This is a genomic window from Saccharopolyspora spinosa NRRL 18395, from assembly GCF_000194155.1.
Taxonomy (GTDB): Bacteria; Actinomycetota; Actinomycetes; order Mycobacteriales; family Pseudonocardiaceae; genus Saccharopolyspora; species Saccharopolyspora spinosa.
Genome location: NZ_GL877878.1, coordinates 712,458 through 728,015 on the forward strand (window position 1 = coordinate 712,458; position 15,558 = coordinate 728,015).

A 15,558-nucleotide genomic window follows, 5' to 3' on the forward strand; every position below is an offset into this window, starting at 1 on the left:
CCCCCCGAGCCTCCGGCCCCGGCCGAGCCCGCTGCTCCGGCGCCCGCACCTGCGGCCGCGGCCGCGCCCGCCGAGCCGGGTGCGAAGCCGAAGGCGTCGCCGCTGGCCAAGGCGGTCGCCAAGGAGAAGGGCGTCGACCTGTCGACGGTGCAGGGCACCGGGCCCGGCGGGCGGATCATCCGCGCCGACATCGAGGCCGCCGCACCGGCCGCTGCTGCGCCGGCTGCCGCCGCTCCTGCCGCCGCCCCGGTGGCGGTGTCCAGCGAGGACGTCGAGGAGATCCCGCTCAGCAACATCCGGAAGTTGACCGCGAAGCGCCTCACGGAGAGCAAGCAGCAGGCCCCGCACTTCTACCTGACCAGCGCCATCGACGTCACCGACCTGATGGCCTTCCGGGCGACCCTCAACGAGCGCCTGCAGGCCGCGGGCGGCCCGAAGGTCAGCGTCAACGACCTGATCGTCAAGGCGGTGGCCACGGCCCTGCGCGCCAACCCGGCGGTGAACGTCTCTTTCGCCGGCGACAAGATGCTGCAGCACAAGCGCATCAACCTCGGCGTCGCGGTGGCCATCGACAACGGCCTGGTCGTGCCGGTGATCAAGGACGCCGACCGCAAGAGCGTCTCGGAGATCGCCGCGGAGAGCCGGGAGCTGGCCGGACGGGCCCGCGAGGGCAAGCTGAAGCTGGACGAGATGTCCGGCGGCACCTTCTCGATCTCCAACCTGGGCATGTTCGGCATCGAGCAGTTCAGCGCGGTGATCAACCCGCCGGAGGCGGCGATCTTGGCGGTCGGCGCGGCCCGCGACGAGGTGCAGGTGCGCGACGGCGAGTTCGTGGCGCGCAAGATCCTGCGGGCGACGCTGTCGGCGGACCACCGGGCTGTGGACGGCGCGGTCGGCGCGGCGTTCCTGCAGCTGCTGACCGGGCTCCTGGAGGACCCGATTCGCATCATCGCCTGACGACCGACGACTCGGGCCCCTTCCGCGACGACCTCGACTCTCGCGGGAGGGGCCCTCTTCATGCCCCGATCGTGTGTGGCTGCGAAGAGATCTGGGAAAACGGGAGCGGATCGCCGCCCCGCCGCGTCGGACGGAAGTCCCCCCGCCTCAGGGATCCAGCGGTGCCCTCCTGGTCGGCGCCCGTCCACTGTGGATCGGCTTCAGCTCACGGCGTCGACCAGCTTCGGGGTCAGCCGCTCCAGCGCGAACGGGATGCTGGAGACCGTGGCCGAGCCGAGCGCCATAGTCAGGTCGTAGTCGTCCAGCAGCACCAGCGCGCCGCGCTTGGCGGCAGGCAGGTTGTTCAGCAGCGGATCCTTGCGGACCGCGTCCACATCGGTCGCCTTGGCGGTCGTGACGATCACGACGTCGGCGTCCAGCAGCGACACCTGCTCCTTGCTGACCTTGACGTTGAACTTGCCGCCGCTGTCGAGGTTCTCGATGGCCGGGGACAGCCGCAGACCGAGCTGCTCCAGCAGCGCCGTACGCGCGTCCTGCTTGGTGTAGGCGGCGTAGGTGCCCGCCGAGTCGGTGCGGACCGTGACGTGCGTCTTGCCGTCGAAGACCGGGTTGTCGCGGCGGGTCTGGTCGATGCGCGCCTGGGTGCCGGCGAGCAGCTTGGCGACCTCGGCCTGCTTGCCCAGCGCCTGGCCGATGGTCTCGGCCTGCACCCGCCAGTTCACCCCGTAGTCGATGGAGTTCGGCGGCTGCGCCACCACCGGGCCGAAGCTGCTGAGCCGGTTGTACTGCTCCTGCGTCAGGGCGCTCTGCAGCGCGATCGTGACGTCCGGGGCCAGCGCGATGACGCCCTCCGCGTCGACCTCGCTGCCGAAAACCTTGGGTCGCTGGCCGCCGAGCAGCGGCTCGACCCACGGTCCGACGCCGCTGTCCCACGGTCCCCACTTGGTCAGCCCGGCCGGGATCAAGCCCAGCGGCAGCAGCACGTCGTGGTCGGTGATGCCCAGTGTGACGAGGCGCTGCGGCGCGGCCTTAAGCTCCGCCGCGCCGTAGCGGTTCGGGATGCTCGTCGGGAACCCCGGCCCGGCCTGGGCGTTGCCGGTCGCGTCCGGCCCGCCGGCGTTGCCGCAGGCCGCCAGCCCGGCAGCCAGTCCGGTGGCGAGCACGCCGGTCGCGCCGACCAGGAAGCCCCGACGGCCGAACCTGTTGCGGGCACCAGCGGCTGGGGGAGGAGGAGTCATCGACCGAGTCCTTCGTCGTCCGGTTCGGGCTCGCCACCCGAAGATCTTCACAAGAAAGGCTAACCTAAGTTTTTCGGCTTCAGGTGCGCAAACGACGTCGAGCGCCTCGTGAGGCGGATCACCGGGGGTGGCTCGCGGCGTATGGTGAATCGGGAGAGATCGCACAGTCACCATGCGTGATCAAATCGCCGGGATGCTGGAGTCGCGATGAGTGACGATGACGTGTTCGGCCGTCGCTGGCTGCTCGTCGAGGACGAGCTGTTGAGGATGCTCTGGCGCAGCCACGCCGGGGAGAGCCCGGACGTCCTGCTGCTGGAACTGCACGCGAACCGCCAGGGCAACGGCGGGCCGTCCGGCGGGCGGACACCCAGGTCGGTGCCGCATCCGCGGCGCAACCGGCACCGGGTGGTGCGCTGATCCGCCGGTTTCCCGCCCGGTGGTGGGGCTGCGGCCGATACGGTGGGCGTTGATCGCCACCGCACGGGAGACCAATCCTGATGAGTTCGTTCTTCGCCGGAGTCCGCACGCTCGGCACCGGTTTCGGCATCATCCTGCGCCGCCCGAAGCTGCTGTTCCTCGGCGCGCTGCCGGCGCTGATCAGCGCCGTGTTGCTGCTGGGCGGCCTGGGCGCGCTGATCTATTTCAGCCCGGACCTGGTCACCTGGATGACGCCGTTCGCCGACGGCTGGGGCGATGCCGCCCGCCAGGCGCTGCGCATCCTGGTGGGCGTGGCGCTGGTCGCCGCCGCCGGGCTGCTGGCTTCGGTGTCGTTCATCGCAGTCACGTTGCTCATCGGTGGCCCGTTCTACGAGCACATCGCCGAGCAGGCGGAGCAGCGGCTCGGGTTGGACACCTCCGGCGACGGCGCCGGTTTCACCCGCCAGCTCGGCCGCGGCCTGCGGGATTCGCTGAAGCTGGTAGGCGTCGCGCTGGTCGGCGCGATCGTGCTGTTCGCCATCGGATTCATCCCGGTGGTCGGGCAGATCGCGGCTCTGGTGCTGGGCGCGCTGTTCGGGTCGTGGCTGGTCACCTTGGAGATGGTCGGGCTGGTGTTCCAGCGGCGCGGCCTGCGCCTCGCCGACCGGCGCAGGGCGTTGCGGCGGCACCGGGCCGTGGTGTTCGGGTTCGGGCTGCCGACCTACCTGCTGTGCCTGGTCCCGATCGCGCAGCTCGTGGTGATCCCGGCGGCGGTCGTCGGCGGCACGCTGCTCGCGCACCGGGTGTTGGGGCCGGTTCCCCGGCAGGACGGCGTTACGCAGCGGTGATCCGCGGGTTAACTCGTTCGGCCTAGAGTCGGGGTTGTGACACAGCCGACTCAGCCAGTGCAGCCCGATGGCTCCTACCTGCGTGCCGTCTCCGCGACCACTGAGCGGGCGGTGGCCGAGGCCGAGCCGATCCGCTCCGATTTCGCCGGCGCCGACGAGGCGTTGCGCGCCGAAGTGGAGCGGTGGGTGGACGGCCATGCCGAGGACCTCGTTGCGCTGAGCCGGGATCTGCACGCGCACCCGGAGGAGGCGTTCGCCGAGCACCGCTCCGCAGCTCAGGCCGCCGAGCTGCTGCGGCACCACGGGCACGACGTCGAGGTGGGCGTCGGCGGGCTGGACACCGCATTGCGCGCCGAGAGCGGTGGCAACGGCCCGCACGTCGCGGTGCTGGCGGAGTACGACGCGCTGCCGGGCATCGGGCACGGCTGCGGGCACAACATCATCTGCTCGGCGGCGGTCGGCGGGTTCCTCGCCGCGGCCACCGCGGTGTCGGCCACCGGCGGCCGGGTGAGCCTGTTCGGCACCCCAGCAGAGGAGGGCGGCGGCGGCAAGGAGCACCTCGCCAGGGCTGGGCTTTTCGACGACGTCGACGCGGTCGTGATGCTGCACCCGTTCTCGCACGACATCGCCGCCCACCCGTTCCTGGGGCGGCGCCAGGTCGAGGTGATCTTCCACGGCGTGGCCGCGCATGCCGCCGCACAGCCGTTCATGGGCCGCAACGCGCTCGACGCGGTCGTGGCGACCTACCAGGGCGTTGCGGCGATGCGGCAGCACATGCCGTCAACGGACCGCGTGCACGGGATCATCACCGACGGAGGCAAGCGCCCCAACGTCGTGCCCGACCGCGCCGCGGCGCTGTTCTACGTGCGTTCCGCCGAGCCGGGCTCGTTACGGGACCTGGCCGCCCGGATCGAAGCGATCGCGCACGGCGCGGCCTCGATGACGGGCTGCGGTGTCGGGCTGCGCTGGGACAACAACCCCGCCTACCTGCCCATTCGGCACAACGACGTGCTGGCGGCACGCTGGGCCGAGCACCAGGCCCGCCGGGGTCGGACGTCCTTGCCGCGCGGGGTCGTCCCGGAGTACCTCACCGGCTCGACGGACCTCGGCAACCTCAGCTACCGGCTCCCGGCCATCCACCCGATGATCGGTCTCGGCGACCCGAACCTTTCGCTGCACACCGAGGAATTCGCCGCCGCGGCGGGCTCTCCGGCGGGCGACCGAGCGGTCCTCGACGGCGCCATCGGCCTGGCACTGACGACAGCGGACTACCTGGTCGACGTGGACCTCCGCCAAGCGGTCCGGGCCGAGTTCCAGGCCGCGGGCGGCGCCCTGGACGTCGCAACCTACTTCGACTGACAACTGCCGCCGGGATGTCGGCAACCCCTTCTCCACGCTCGTCGAGTCGGTAAAGAACCAGCTGCACGACGGGCAGTTGCTCGGCGACTCCAGCACGTCTCCGGGGGCGAGACCGCGCCCAGGCGGATCGCCATCGCCCCGAAACCGTGGTGCGCACCTCCGGCTAGGCTGGCGGCGGCCTGTCCCCGAAGCCCCGGGTGTCTATTGTGGACGATTTAGTGCGGGAGTGGACCTCGCAGCTGCTGGATTCCGGCAACGTCGCCGCGCTGATCGCCGGCGTGATCTCGCTGGTGCTGGTGCTCGGCCGGAACACCTGGCTGCTGCTGCGCAACGTCGTGACGATCGCCCACGAGGGCGGCCACGCGGTTGTCGCGCTGCTCAGCGGGCGCAAGCTGAACGGCATCCGCCTGCACTCCGACACTTCGGGGCTGACCGTCTCGACCGGCAAGCCGACCGGGCCGGGAATGGTGTTCACCCTGGTGGCCGGCTATCCGGCGGTGTCGCTGCTCGGGCTCGGCGGCGCGTGGCTGGTCACCGCGGACCTGGCCCACGTGATGCTCTGGGTGTGCGTCGCGCTGCTCGCCGCGATGCTGCTGGCGATCCGCAACGCCTACGGCGTGCTTTCGATCGTGGTCACCGGTGGCGCGATCTTCGCCGTGTCCTGGTTCGCGACTCCGGCGTGGCAGGCGCTGTGCTGCGCGCTGTTCAGCTGGTTCCTGCTGTTCGGCGGCCTGCGCCCGATCGCCGAGCTGCGCCGCAAGCGCGCCGGCGGCCGCGCACCCAGCTCCGACGCCGACCAGCTCGCGAGGCTCACGGGGCTGCCCGCCGCGCTGTGGCTGGCCTGCTGGTTCCTCATCGGCCTGGCCGCCCTCCTCTTCGGCGCGCGCTGGCTCCTGCTGATGCCTCAGGTGTGATCTTTGATCGTGGGCCCACCTTGCCTGGCGGTTGCGCCGCTTTGAAGGCGAGGATGTGAGGAAGGGCTTGTTGCTGTCGGGGCGGTTTTCTAGCAGCATCGCGGCGTGACGAGTGCTTCGACCGCCCTTGGTGGCGAGTTTCAGCTGGGCGCGGACCTGACGGTGAACCGGCTCGGTTTCGGCGCGATGCAGTTGGCCGGCCCCGGCGTTTACGGTCCGCTCGCCGACCACGAGCGGGCGATCCGGGTGCTGCGGCGCGCCGTGGAACTGGGCATCGACCACATCGACACCAGCGACTTCTACGGGCCGTGGGTGGTCAACGAGCTGATCGCGGAGGCGCTACGGCCCTACGGCGACAACCTCGTGCTGGCCACCAAGATCGGCGCCTACCGCGACCACCAGGCGGCGTGGCTGCCGCTGAACCACCCCGACGCGCTGCGCGCGCAGGCGCACGACAACTTGCGCCGCCTGCGGCTCGACGCGCTGGACCTGGTCTACTTGCGGCACGTCGCCGACACGGGCATCTCGCTGGCCGACCAGCTCGGTGCCCTGGCCGAGCTCCGGGAGCAGGGCCTGGTGCGCAACATCGGCCTGTCCAATGTGTCCGTCGAGCAGTACGCCGAGGCGCGGCAGCACACCGAGATCGCGGCCGTGCAGAACCTCTACAACGTGGTGAACCGCACGTCGGCTGAACTGCTCCGCGCGACCGCGGACGACGGCGCGGCTTTCGTCCCGTTCTTCCCGTTGGGCTCCGGATTCGCGGACAGCCGCGCCCGCGAGGACGGCGTGCTGCACGCGGTGGCCCAGCGGCGCGGCGCGACCCAGGCGCAGGTGTCGCTGGCCTGGCTGCTGCAGCGCTCGCCGAACATCCTGCTGATCCCGGGCACGTCGTCGCCGGAGCACCTCGAGGAGAACACCGCGGCCGCCGGGGTGGCGCTCACCGCCGAGGACATCGCCGAACTGAACGCCCTGGTCGCCGAGGGAGAAACCCTCGAAGAAGCCCACTGACGGGGGTTCGCCGCACCTCGCTCGCACCCGGAATGCCCGAAGTGCGACGAAAAGCCGTCTCGATCGATACGGACGGGCGCGGCGGGGTTAGTTTTACGGCCCGTCTGGTGTCACCCAGTAGTCTTGCCGACACGCAACGGCGCGAGGAGCGAGGTGAACCTTGACCGGACAGGCGACACGGGTACCCCAGCGCTGCTCCGTGGTTTTCCTGGCGTACCAGGGAGTCCGGCAGTTCCTCGACGTCGGCTCCGGCATCCCGACCGTGGGCAACGTTCACGAGATCGCCCAGATCTACGCGGGAGTGGGACGCAAACGGTGACACGTCGCGGGGGGCGTGGCGCTGGATCTCGACGATGCCAGGAAGGTTTGCACCAGGGCGATCTGCCGGCGAACGTTGACGGACGGGTGAGATGAGAGAGGGAACTCCGGACGCCCCGCAGGGGATGCCGGATGTGCTGATCCCGCAGCGGTACGACGCCGACTGGCGGGTGGCGGTCGCACGCCGCTGGGCGGCGCGGCTCAGCACTGCGGCCGACATCCCGCTCGCCCGCGAGGTCGTCGAGCAGACGCTGCTGGAACTCGTCGACCGCGCCATCGGCGCGCTCGACGATCCGTCGACAGTGGACGAAGCGGGGCGCGCCGTCGGCAGTCGGCTGGCGGAGATCCACGCCACCGGCGAGGACAGCCTGCCGCTGAGCCTCAACCTGCTCCGCGACGAGCTGGTCCGGCCCGGCAACGACGAGGTGCGCCGGATCCTCGCGCTGGTCACCGCCATCGCGGCCGGCTACGCCGCCGCCGACCGGGAGAACACGTTCGTCCAGCAGGAGACGCTGAAGAAGGATCTGCTGCGCTCGAAGCTGAAGGCCGACCGCGAGCTCGCGGCCAGCGAGGCGAGATTCTGCGAGGTGTTCGCCACTACACAGATCGGGATCGCGATCTGCGACATCGAGGGAAAGTTCGCCCAGGTCAATCCGGCGTTCGAGGTCACCCTCGGCTACCAGGCGCAGGACCTGGCGTCGATGACGATCCACGACCTGTTCCACTCCGACGACGCGGAGTACCTGGCGGCCGCCTACCGAGAGCTGGCCGATGGTGGCAGTTCGAAGCGGCTCGGCGACCGCAAGCGGCTGCTGCGCGCCAACGGTGAGGAGGCGTGGGCCTACCTGGCGGTGTCGGTGCTGCGGGGCTCGGACGGGGCGCCGCGCCACTTCGTGACCACGGTCGAGGACATCACTGAGCTGCACCTGCTGCAGGACCGTCTCCAGTACCAGGCCCTGCACGACGCGCTGACCGGGTTGCCGAACCGGCAGTTCTTCCGCACCCGGCTGGAGGCGATGCTGGCGAGCCTGCCCGGCCACGCCCAGCTGTCGCTCTACCACCTGGGCTTGGACGGCTTCGAGCTGATCAACGATGGTCTCGGTTACGAGGTCGGCGACCAGGTGATCAAGGCGGTGGCCCGGCGGCTGGAGCAGCTGTTCGAGGACGAGGAAGCGATCGTCGCACGCTTCGGCGGCACCGAGTTCGCGATCCTGCTCTTGGAGCAGGAGAAGACCCCACCGGTGACCACCTTGACCCAGCAGATAAACGAGCTGCTCGCCGAACCGGTCCACGTCGACGGCCACGGCATCGCTGCATCGGCCGGGATCGGCGTGGTGCAGCGGGCGTTGACCGACGCCGACGCGTCGAACATGCTGTGGGCCGCCGACGTCGCGCTGCGCCGCGCGGAGGCCGCCGGCAAACGGCAGTGGGCGCTGTTCGACCCGGATAAGGCGCCGGAGGAGCGGATCGAGTCGAAGCTGGCCGCGGTGATGCCCGGCGGCCTGGAAATGGGCGAGTTCGACGTCGTCTACCGGCCGCTGGTGTACATGGACACCGGCGAGCTGGTCGTGCTGGAAGCCGAACTCCGTTGGGAGACCAGCGAATACGGCACCCTCGAGCACGACGAGTGCCTGCGTCTGGCCGAACGCTCCGGGGTCACCCTGTCGCTGCGGGACTGGATGCTGGAAACGGCGTGGCAGCAGCTGTGCGAATGGCACGCGGACGGGCACCGGGTGCAGCTGAAGCTGGCGCTGAGCCCGAACCAGGGCCAGGACCCGGACCTGGCGGCGGTGATCCACCAGGTGCTGGACGCGTGCGAGGTCGACGCGACCTGGCTGCGGCTTTGCATGCCGCTGGCGGCCGTCCGTGGTGACAACGAGGAAGCCCGCGACAACGTCCGCTACCTCAACAGTCGCGGCATCAAGACCTCGCTGCACAGCTTCCACGGCTCCCCGGACGAACTGCGCCTGCTGCGGGAGCTGCCGATCGACGCGGTGCGCCTGGCGGACGAACTGGTCGACCTCGTGCACGCCGCGGACTCCGCGAACCTGCCGGAGGTGCAGGCGATCCACGGCCTGGTCCCGCTGGTCCACGCCTGCGGAGCGCGCCTGTGGGTCCGCGGCGTCGACACCGAGGAGCAGGCCCGGATCTGGCGCGGCATGAACTGCGAAGTCGGCGCGGGAGCGCTGTTCGGAGACCCGCTGCTGTCCTTCGACGTCCCCGACTTCCTCCACGGCGTCCAGCCTCACTAGTTCCGGCGCCCCGCAACGGTTTCGGCACAACCGCGTTGGTGCTCAGCATCACCGGTGCCGTGCTGGCCCTGGTGCCGATCATCGCCGTCATTACGTGGCCGCTGGTGATCCTAAGACCTCGGCCGGGGATAACTCGTTCGGCAGCTACCACGCGCGGCTGAAGGACACCACCGGCGATCTCGGCACAATCGTCATCAACAACATCGTGCAGGGTCCGGCCACTGCCACCGTCAAGGCCAGCGACGGCGCGTTCGAAACCAAGGGCTGCGGTCTTTGGTATCGCGCACGCCGGTCTGGCCGGGTGCGGTGCCGACTTCAACGCACTGTTCGGGGTTGTGCAGGCTCTTGGCGGACTTGCGCCAGTTGGTGAACACGGTCAGTCCTTCGTCATCGGAGAATCGCGTAGCTGGGCGATTTCGGTGGAGATCTGCACGAGCAACCGCCGAGCGTCGTCGCCTTCGACCGCGGCCTGCCACAGGCTGTCAGCGAGTCGGTTGTAAAGGGCGACATCGTCAGTGTCGTCGGTGTTGATCTCGGTGTTGACGGTCTCGACAAACGCGGTGTCGCCGATGATCCAAAAACCGCTTGCCGGGATGTGCGGCAACCGGGTGTTGAGCGGGATGATGCCGAATCGGACGGTCGCCAGCCCGCACAGCGCGATCAAGCGGTCGATCTGCGCCACCATCGTTTGCGGCGGGCAGGCGAAGTACCGCAGGGCAGACTCAGCGATGAGCAGTTCGACGTGTTTGGCCGAGTCGTAGAGCGCGTGCTGCCGTTCCAGGCGAACCTGCACGGCGGCGTCGATGTCGTGCGGCACCTGCTGCAGGGCGGCGGCCGAGCTGAATACGTGGCGGGCGTAGTCCGCGGTCTGGACGAGGCCGGGCACGACGACGAGTTCGAACGCGCGGATCGTGCTTGCTTCGGCCTCGATTCCGCGGCTGTGCTCTTGCCGTCGCCGGTGCCCGGTCCGCAGCTGCCGTTTCCAGCTGGAGGACTCCAGCCGGATCGTCCGCAGCTCGTCGCGGAGTTCGGTAGCCGCGGGTTCCGGAACCTTGCCGAGGCGCACCCAGGTCAGCAGGTCGGCGTCGGTCGCGAGTTGTTTGCCGTTCTCGATCTTGGAGATCTTGGACGGTTGCCAACCGGCGGCGCTGGCGAACTCCCTGCCGGAGTAGCCGGCGCTCTCCCGGAGTTCGCGGAGTCGATCGCCGAATTCGAGCTTGTGCCGTTCGGGTGTGCTCACAGGTTCATCTCGTCGGGTCAGGGTGTCAGGACCGTTTCAAAGGGTGCCGCATGACTCCATGCGATCTCGCGCCACCTCCTGTGCTTGGCTACGGTGTCGGCGTCGTCGACGAGTTCGGCGGCGATCATGCCGTGGTCGTCGAAGTGCATGATCGCGACCAAATCGTCGTCAAACAACCAGAAGTCGTGATCGGGCAGGTTGTGTTCGACGGCAGCGGCGGTCGACATGACGCGGATGACTTCACCCGCCGCGGCGTTGCCCGGTGCCGCGAACATCTCGAACCGCAGGTAGTCCGTCAAAGGCGCGGTGAGCACCCGCACTCGTTTGAAGCGCCGTCCCGCTGCGGTTGCCTGCCGGACGTTGGCCAGCCATTCCGTGGTGAATGACATGTCGGGCGTTTCGCCCGTGAGGAACTGCCGGAAAGCCTCGGCTTCGTGCGGTTCCCGGTACTCGGCCTGGCATTCCCAGCGCCAGGCCGAGCGCGTGAAGGTCTCGAACAGTTGCCCGAAGTCCTCGCCGCGTACGAGCCGGGTCATCACGTGTCCTTTGGCGCGAACGACAGCAGTCCGGCGGGAATCTCGACCGCGGTTTCCGTCTCCGGCATCCCCCGGGCGTGAAGTGCCGCAAGAGCTTCCACATCGTTGATCTTGTAGCCCTGCACGACGTAGGTGCCCCGGTCGGTGGCGTACAGGTTCGGGCACGAGCCGTTGATGCTGGTAGTCCCCAAGAACGTGAGCTTCATAACCCCTCCAGATTGTCGAAACACCGAGCATCCTGCAAGAAACTTCAGCAATCGTCAATGCACAGCCGGGTGTCGTTACTGGGCTTTACCCGGCTCGGCGTAGCGCAGCTACCCCAGACGAGCGTAGTTGCTCTAAAATTTCTTGAATTGCTTGATTTGTTGCTCGGATGGACGTCACAGTGATCGCCATGACCAGCATTGGCGCGACGTACCGGCCGCACCCCTTCCACTGGGTTCCAGCCGCCGGGCAGCGGCACGCTAGCGCTGACGAGCACCCGCCAGGCGCGTCGATCTATCCGGCTGGCACCAAGGTCACGACGCTGTGCGAGCGCACTGTCAAGGCGGCGACCGGCGACACGGCCTGGCTGTGGGAGACGTGCCCGGACTGCAACGCGGCGGCGCGGGTGCGCGCAGGACTGTCGCCGGTGGTGGGTGCGCGATGAGGGCGCAGGCACAACCGCAGTTGCACGAGTTGTTGGTGCGCGCGTCGGCGGTGTTGGAGGACCTCACCGACGACGTGCGCGAGCGGACCGTCCATGACGGGCAGTTTGCAGAGACCGCCGAGTTTCTTGCTGAGATTGCCGAGCTGCTGCGGGACCAGAACGCGACCTATGTTCCGCCGCGCGTGATCGACGGCGAGAGGGCAGGCCGATGACTGCCGTGTTGATCGCGACGAGTCTGCTCGGCGTCGGGGGGCTCGCCCTGTGGGCGACGTTCTACTACGCCCCGGCGCGCCACGCCGGTAGCGGCGAAGGCGCGTTGACGGTCGCCTACTTGGTCGCGAGCGTCGAAGCTGAAACCCGTGGCGGCGGGCGGCATCGGTTGCGTGAACCGCTGGTGATCCGCGGCGACCTCGCCGACGGTGACGAGCTCGCCACCGAGGAAACCAGGATGCTGCCGCCGATCGATTCCGGTCTGCCAGTCGATGATCCTGAGGCGATGGCCCGGCATCCCGGCATGGTGCGGCGTCTTTATGCCGCGCTGCGCGACCTCGCTACCTGATCCCGGTGGGGACGCCGCCGCCTTCCCCCGACCGGCATCCGCACCGTCACCACTTGCCCCATCGGCACCGACCCCCCAGCGGTGGCCGGGCACATCGAATGGTCGGGCGGTGGAAGCCCCCCGACGCCGTCAGGCCATTCCCCCGAACTCCGGTGCGGCATGGCCCCGTCTCGGCGGCCGTATCGCGGCCGACGGCGGCAGTGCGCCGCAACCGGCCACGACCGCGCCGGGGAACCCTTTATCGAACTACTATCGAGAACGGTCGATCCGTGTCGGCTCCGTGCCTGCGATCCGGACTGCCGTCAGACGGCCGTCCTCCCGCCGATAGCACACGTACAACGTGTACCGGCCGCCTTCGGCAAGGTTGTCTTGTGCCCACGCGATGGCTTGGTGCACGTCGCACTCTTTGAGCTCGTAGGCGTAGTTCCACCACCCAACCCGTTCTGGAGGAACGTGGACGTTCGGGAAGGGCTGCGACCACATGTACACCCGGAAAACAGGGTGGTCATCCTCGATTGTCACGTCCCGCTCATCGACGGGGTTGACCTCCATGATCGCAACCTCCTTAAGCTACGGCGTGGTCACAGGAACCAACGGAGTGTCCCCATTGCCGATCGGGCCCTGAATCGGCGCCACGAAACCAGCTTCGTATCCACCTGTGTACCAGTGAGACCCCAACACAGGCGGTTGCCCTTGCGCGGGCGTGTAATAGGTCGCCTCCCCGGGGACTGGAACGCGCTGGGTCTGACTGGACACCGAGCGCGGTTCAACTGGCGCAGGCGGAGGTGGCGGCCCGGCCGGGTCTCCAGGCACGAATCCGAGGACACCGTTGACGTGAATGTCCGGCGGAGCTCCTTGTCCGTCGCACTTGACCCGAACCTTGAACAGCACACTCCCCGCCCGAGGCGGCGGGGAGTAGTGCGGGTATTCGACTCCGCTGCTGCACGCGACATCGGCCGCTCCGCCGGTGTCGCCGACGACAGAGACCAGGTGACCATCTGCGTCGTAGTTTCGTAGCACGTACGTGGTGGGGTCCTGGTCTGCTGTCGAAATCCCACTGGACACCAGCAGCCCGACTCCGGCGGCCAGTGCGGCACGATGAATCCGTGTGAACATGTCACAGGACCATAATGATCACCGCTAGTGCTTCACTAAACGCTCATTAACCTCGTGCTTGCTAGCCGGACGTTCGAAGCGAGGTCACGCCGTTCTCGTCGGTGAACAAATTCCCCACCGTAGCACGGAAAGCCCATGTGCTTTCCTAGATCCAGTTCGGGGAATGGGTTTTCCAACCGGTCGTCGAACTCTCGCGGGAGTCGAACTTGCCTGGAAGAACACCGCGACCAAACCCGCCTACCAGTGGGGGCGGGTCGAGCAAGGGCTACCGGCGGATCGCGGGCTTCGAGCTGGAGAGTCCGGGTCGGTTCCAGCCGGCATGAGTCCTTCTTTGTTTGAGAGCAACACGAAACAGGCCCGTCCCTAGGAAGCGAGACGGGCTCGTTCATGCGTTGCTGAGATCTCGAGCGCGAAGGTGCACTCCGTACGGAAGCCCTTACTTGGGGAGCCGCGATTCGACCTTGCTCGCCGCCTTCTCAGCCTCACCGCACGGATCTGCGACCGAATCCGCCATGATTCCCGTCACCGTGAAAAGAACGACGCCGCCACCTGCGTCAACCACTACTGAGCAACCGCCCTGGTTGCTGGCACCTGCTTCGACACCACGCGCAGCATTCCGGCCGTTGATGTTGAACTTATCGTACCTGTCCCAATGGCCACTGGTTTCGTACTTGTCGACGGTGTGCTCCGGGCTTTTGTACAGGGTGAGAAGGATCTTCTCGCCCTCGTAAGAACAGCCTGGTTCAGACTTGATTTCCTCGACCTTCTCGCCAGGCCCGCTGACACCGGCTCCGCTCAAGTCCTGCGGAGTGAGGAACGCACACGGGTCGAAGTTTTTCAAGCCGGATGCCTCAGCCTGAGTCGTGGGGGCTTCCTGACTTGCGTTGCCGTTATGCGGAGTCCCGCCAGCAGAGCAGGCGGCAAGGCCGAGCAGTGCCACGCCTGCGACGGCCGAGATCAACGAGCGGGAAAGTCGGGTCACTGGATACCTCGCTGCAAGTCCTGGGCGATCTGATCGTCGGTCGAACGGTAGTCCTTCGCCGCAGCCCGGAACGCATCCGCCTGCGCCTGGAGTTCTTTCTGCATCATGCGGATCAGCTCGATCGCGCCGGCACCGGGCGCATTCGCCTTGTCTTCAAAGGGGTTCGTTGTGGACAGTCGGTGAAGTTGAGGGACGGGGGTGGTGGTTCCGGTGCGGGTGCCGGTCGGGGGGCGTGAAACTGCGGCACCCGCACCAGGTCTTAGGGGTGGAGTGCTCGGTTGGTGGCGCAGTTGTGACAGCCGACAGCGAAGATGCGGCGGCACTTGGTGGCGCTGCTTGTGGTGATCAGGCGGCCACCGGCTGTCCGGTTCTTGCTGTGCTGGTGGCGTTCGTGTGTGACGCCGTGGTCATCGGTCGATGTGTCGGCATGGCCGCTGCCTGAACGGGTTTCGGTGGTGTCGGTGAACAATGCGACGGGGGAGGTTGCCTGCGGGATGCGGTGTCTGCCGGGTGTGGGTTTGCGGAGTCCGGCGCGTGTGGTCGTGGTCGTGGTCATCGGGCGGATGCGTTTCTGAGTTGTCGGGCGAGTTCGCCTGGGCAGAACGAACAGGGCGAGGGCTCCTGGCGGCTTGGATCCCGTGGGTGGAGGCTGGTCAAGGGAACGCCGCAGAGTGCCTTGGTTGCTCCGCTTTGGATCCAGTGGCTGACGCTGTTGAGGCTGACCAGCTCCCGGTATTTTGCGGCGGGTCCCGGTCCGGTTCCGCAGAGCGCGCTTCGCTTTCCGGATTCGTCGAGGCCGTAGACGTGGCTGTATTCGTCGTTGCTCACTGGGCGGTCACCGCCTGGGCGGTCTCCTGGTCGGTAGCCTCCTGGTCCGGGTTTTCGTCTGCGGCCAGCCAGGTCGGGCCGTGGGCATCACGTTCGTGCTGGCCGACGACTTTGGCGTCCGGGTCGGTGTATAGGCAGCGTTCGGCGGAGCATCGCCATTCGGTGATGTGCTCGGGCGTGAAAGTTCGGCGCGGCATTGTGGCCTCACAATCGCGGTTGGGTTGGTGTCGGCGGGAAGGCGAGTTCGGAGGGTGGCCAGCACTGCCAGCAGTTCCCGGCGGTCGTGGTACCGGCGTCGGGAATGGCGATCATGCGTCCGCAGCGCGTGGTGTAGGCG

18 protein-coding genes and 1 pseudogene are annotated in these 15,558 nt (G+C 68.2%); 11 read left to right on the forward strand and 8 right to left on the reverse strand.

Going from position 1 to position 15,558, the window contains the following annotated elements; translation table 11 throughout:
• Nucleotides 1-957, forward strand: a 957-nt coding sequence (locus SSPN_RS42285; RefSeq protein ID WP_010306981.1) for a dihydrolipoamide acetyltransferase family protein, incomplete at its 5' end; no start/stop codon positions are given.
• A gap of 200 nt (nt 958-1,157) precedes the next feature.
• On the opposite strand, the gene SSPN_RS0103530 is transcribed toward SSPN_RS42285, so the two are convergent.
• Nucleotides 1,158-2,195 (reverse strand): iron-siderophore ABC transporter substrate-binding protein, encoded by a 1,038-nt coding sequence (locus tag SSPN_RS0103530; RefSeq protein ID WP_010306984.1) that lies wholly within the window; start codon nt 2,193-2,195, stop codon nt 1,158-1,160.
• Between the two features lie 207 nt (nt 2,196-2,402).
• Here SSPN_RS0103530 and SSPN_RS42290 point away from each other — a divergent pair, with 207 nt between their 5' ends.
• From SSPN_RS42290 to SSPN_RS0103565, 7 genes and pseudogenes are all read left to right on the forward strand, one after another.
• The gene (locus SSPN_RS42290) at nt 2,403-2,612 is read left to right on the forward strand and encodes a hypothetical protein (RefSeq protein WP_010306987.1); all 210 of its coding nucleotides are present in this window, start codon (nt 2,403-2,405) and stop codon (nt 2,610-2,612) included.
• 80 nt (nt 2,613-2,692) lie between these two features.
• Nucleotides 2,693-3,460 carry an EI24 domain-containing protein gene (locus tag SSPN_RS0103540; RefSeq protein ID WP_010306989.1) on the forward strand — a complete coding sequence of 256 codons (768 nt, stop codon included), beginning with the start codon at nt 2,693-2,695 and terminating at the stop codon, nt 3,458-3,460.
• Between the two features lie 36 nt (nt 3,461-3,496).
• Complete coding sequence (locus SSPN_RS0103545) at nt 3,497-4,819, forward strand: M20 family metallopeptidase (protein ID WP_237710436.1); 1,323 nt, start codon at nt 3,497-3,499, stop codon at nt 4,817-4,819.
• A gap of 206 nt (nt 4,820-5,025) precedes the next feature.
• Complete coding sequence (locus tag SSPN_RS0103550; RefSeq protein WP_029534937.1) at nt 5,026-5,733, forward strand: M50 family metallopeptidase; 708 nt, start codon at nt 5,026-5,028, stop codon at nt 5,731-5,733.
• Between the two features lie 105 nt (nt 5,734-5,838).
• Nucleotides 5,839-6,741 (forward strand): oxidoreductase, encoded by a 903-nt coding sequence (locus SSPN_RS0103555; RefSeq protein WP_010306999.1) that lies wholly within the window; start codon nt 5,839-5,841, stop codon nt 6,739-6,741.
• A gap of 160 nt (nt 6,742-6,901) precedes the next feature.
• Nucleotides 6,902-7,030, forward strand: a pseudogene (locus tag SSPN_RS50310) (SAM-dependent methyltransferase); the annotation flags it as partial.
• A 121-nt stretch (nt 7,031-7,151) separates the two neighbouring features.
• Nucleotides 7,152-9,311: a putative bifunctional diguanylate cyclase/phosphodiesterase gene (locus SSPN_RS0103565; protein ID WP_237710437.1), complete on the forward strand. Its 2,160-nt coding sequence runs from the start codon at nt 7,152-7,154 to the stop codon at nt 9,309-9,311.
• A gap of 230 nt (nt 9,312-9,541) precedes the next feature.
• Here SSPN_RS0103565 and SSPN_RS54235 read toward each other — a convergent pair whose 3' ends face one another.
• Genes SSPN_RS54235 through SSPN_RS0103580 form a run of 4 tightly spaced genes read right to left on the reverse strand, consistent with a single transcriptional unit; the run spans nt 9,542 to nt 11,293 of the window.
• Nucleotides 9,542-9,685 carry a DUF397 domain-containing protein gene (locus SSPN_RS54235; protein ID WP_237710438.1) on the reverse strand — a complete coding sequence of 48 codons (144 nt, stop codon included), beginning with the start codon at nt 9,683-9,685 and terminating at the stop codon, nt 9,542-9,544.
• 2 nt (nt 9,686-9,687) lie between these two features.
• Nucleotides 9,688-10,551 carry a helix-turn-helix domain-containing protein gene (locus tag SSPN_RS0103570; RefSeq protein ID WP_010307008.1) on the reverse strand — a complete coding sequence of 288 codons (864 nt, stop codon included), beginning with the start codon at nt 10,549-10,551 and terminating at the stop codon, nt 9,688-9,690.
• A 17-nt stretch (nt 10,552-10,568) separates the two neighbouring features.
• Entirely contained in the window at nt 10,569-11,087 is a 519-nt protein-coding gene (locus SSPN_RS0103575; protein WP_010307014.1) for a DUF6879 family protein, read from the reverse strand.
• The gene (locus tag SSPN_RS0103580; protein ID WP_010307018.1) at nt 11,087-11,293 is read right to left on the reverse strand and encodes a hypothetical protein; all 207 of its coding nucleotides are present in this window, start codon (nt 11,291-11,293) and stop codon (nt 11,087-11,089) included. Before SSPN_RS0103580 ends, SSPN_RS0103575 begins: the two co-directional genes overlap by 1 nt.
• 167 nt (nt 11,294-11,460) lie before the next feature.
• Between SSPN_RS0103580 and SSPN_RS0103585 the strand changes: the two genes are divergently transcribed.
• Genes SSPN_RS0103585 through SSPN_RS0103595 form a run of 3 tightly spaced genes read left to right on the forward strand, consistent with a single transcriptional unit; the run spans nt 11,461 to nt 12,295 of the window.
• Nucleotides 11,461-11,736 (forward strand): HC3 family zinc finger protein, encoded by a 276-nt coding sequence (locus tag SSPN_RS0103585; protein ID WP_010307023.1) that lies wholly within the window; start codon nt 11,461-11,463, stop codon nt 11,734-11,736.
• On the forward strand, nt 11,733-11,948 hold the full coding sequence (locus SSPN_RS0103590; protein ID WP_010307027.1) for a hypothetical protein: 216 nt from the start codon (nt 11,733-11,735) through the stop codon (nt 11,946-11,948). The genes SSPN_RS0103585 and SSPN_RS0103590 overlap by 4 nt, the downstream gene beginning before the upstream one ends.
• Nucleotides 11,945-12,295: a hypothetical protein gene (locus SSPN_RS0103595; protein ID WP_010307032.1), complete on the forward strand. Its 351-nt coding sequence runs from the start codon at nt 11,945-11,947 to the stop codon at nt 12,293-12,295. Before SSPN_RS0103590 ends, SSPN_RS0103595 begins: the two co-directional genes overlap by 4 nt.
• Before the next feature lie 249 nt (nt 12,296-12,544).
• On the opposite strand, the gene SSPN_RS0103600 is transcribed toward SSPN_RS0103595, so the two are convergent.
• From SSPN_RS0103600 to SSPN_RS0103620, 3 genes are all read right to left on the reverse strand, one after another.
• Complete coding sequence (locus tag SSPN_RS0103600; protein WP_010307036.1) at nt 12,545-12,847, reverse strand: hypothetical protein; 303 nt, start codon at nt 12,845-12,847, stop codon at nt 12,545-12,547.
• Between the two features lie 1,000 nt (nt 12,848-13,847).
• On the reverse strand, nt 13,848-14,393 hold the full coding sequence (locus SSPN_RS0103605; RefSeq protein WP_029534939.1) for a DUF3558 family protein: 546 nt from the start codon (nt 14,391-14,393) through the stop codon (nt 13,848-13,850).
• An 824-nt stretch (nt 14,394-15,217) separates the two neighbouring features.
• The gene (locus tag SSPN_RS0103620) at nt 15,218-15,418 is read right to left on the reverse strand and encodes a hypothetical protein (protein WP_010307050.1); all 201 of its coding nucleotides are present in this window, start codon (nt 15,416-15,418) and stop codon (nt 15,218-15,220) included.
• Between the last annotated feature and the right edge of the window lie 140 nt (nt 15,419-15,558).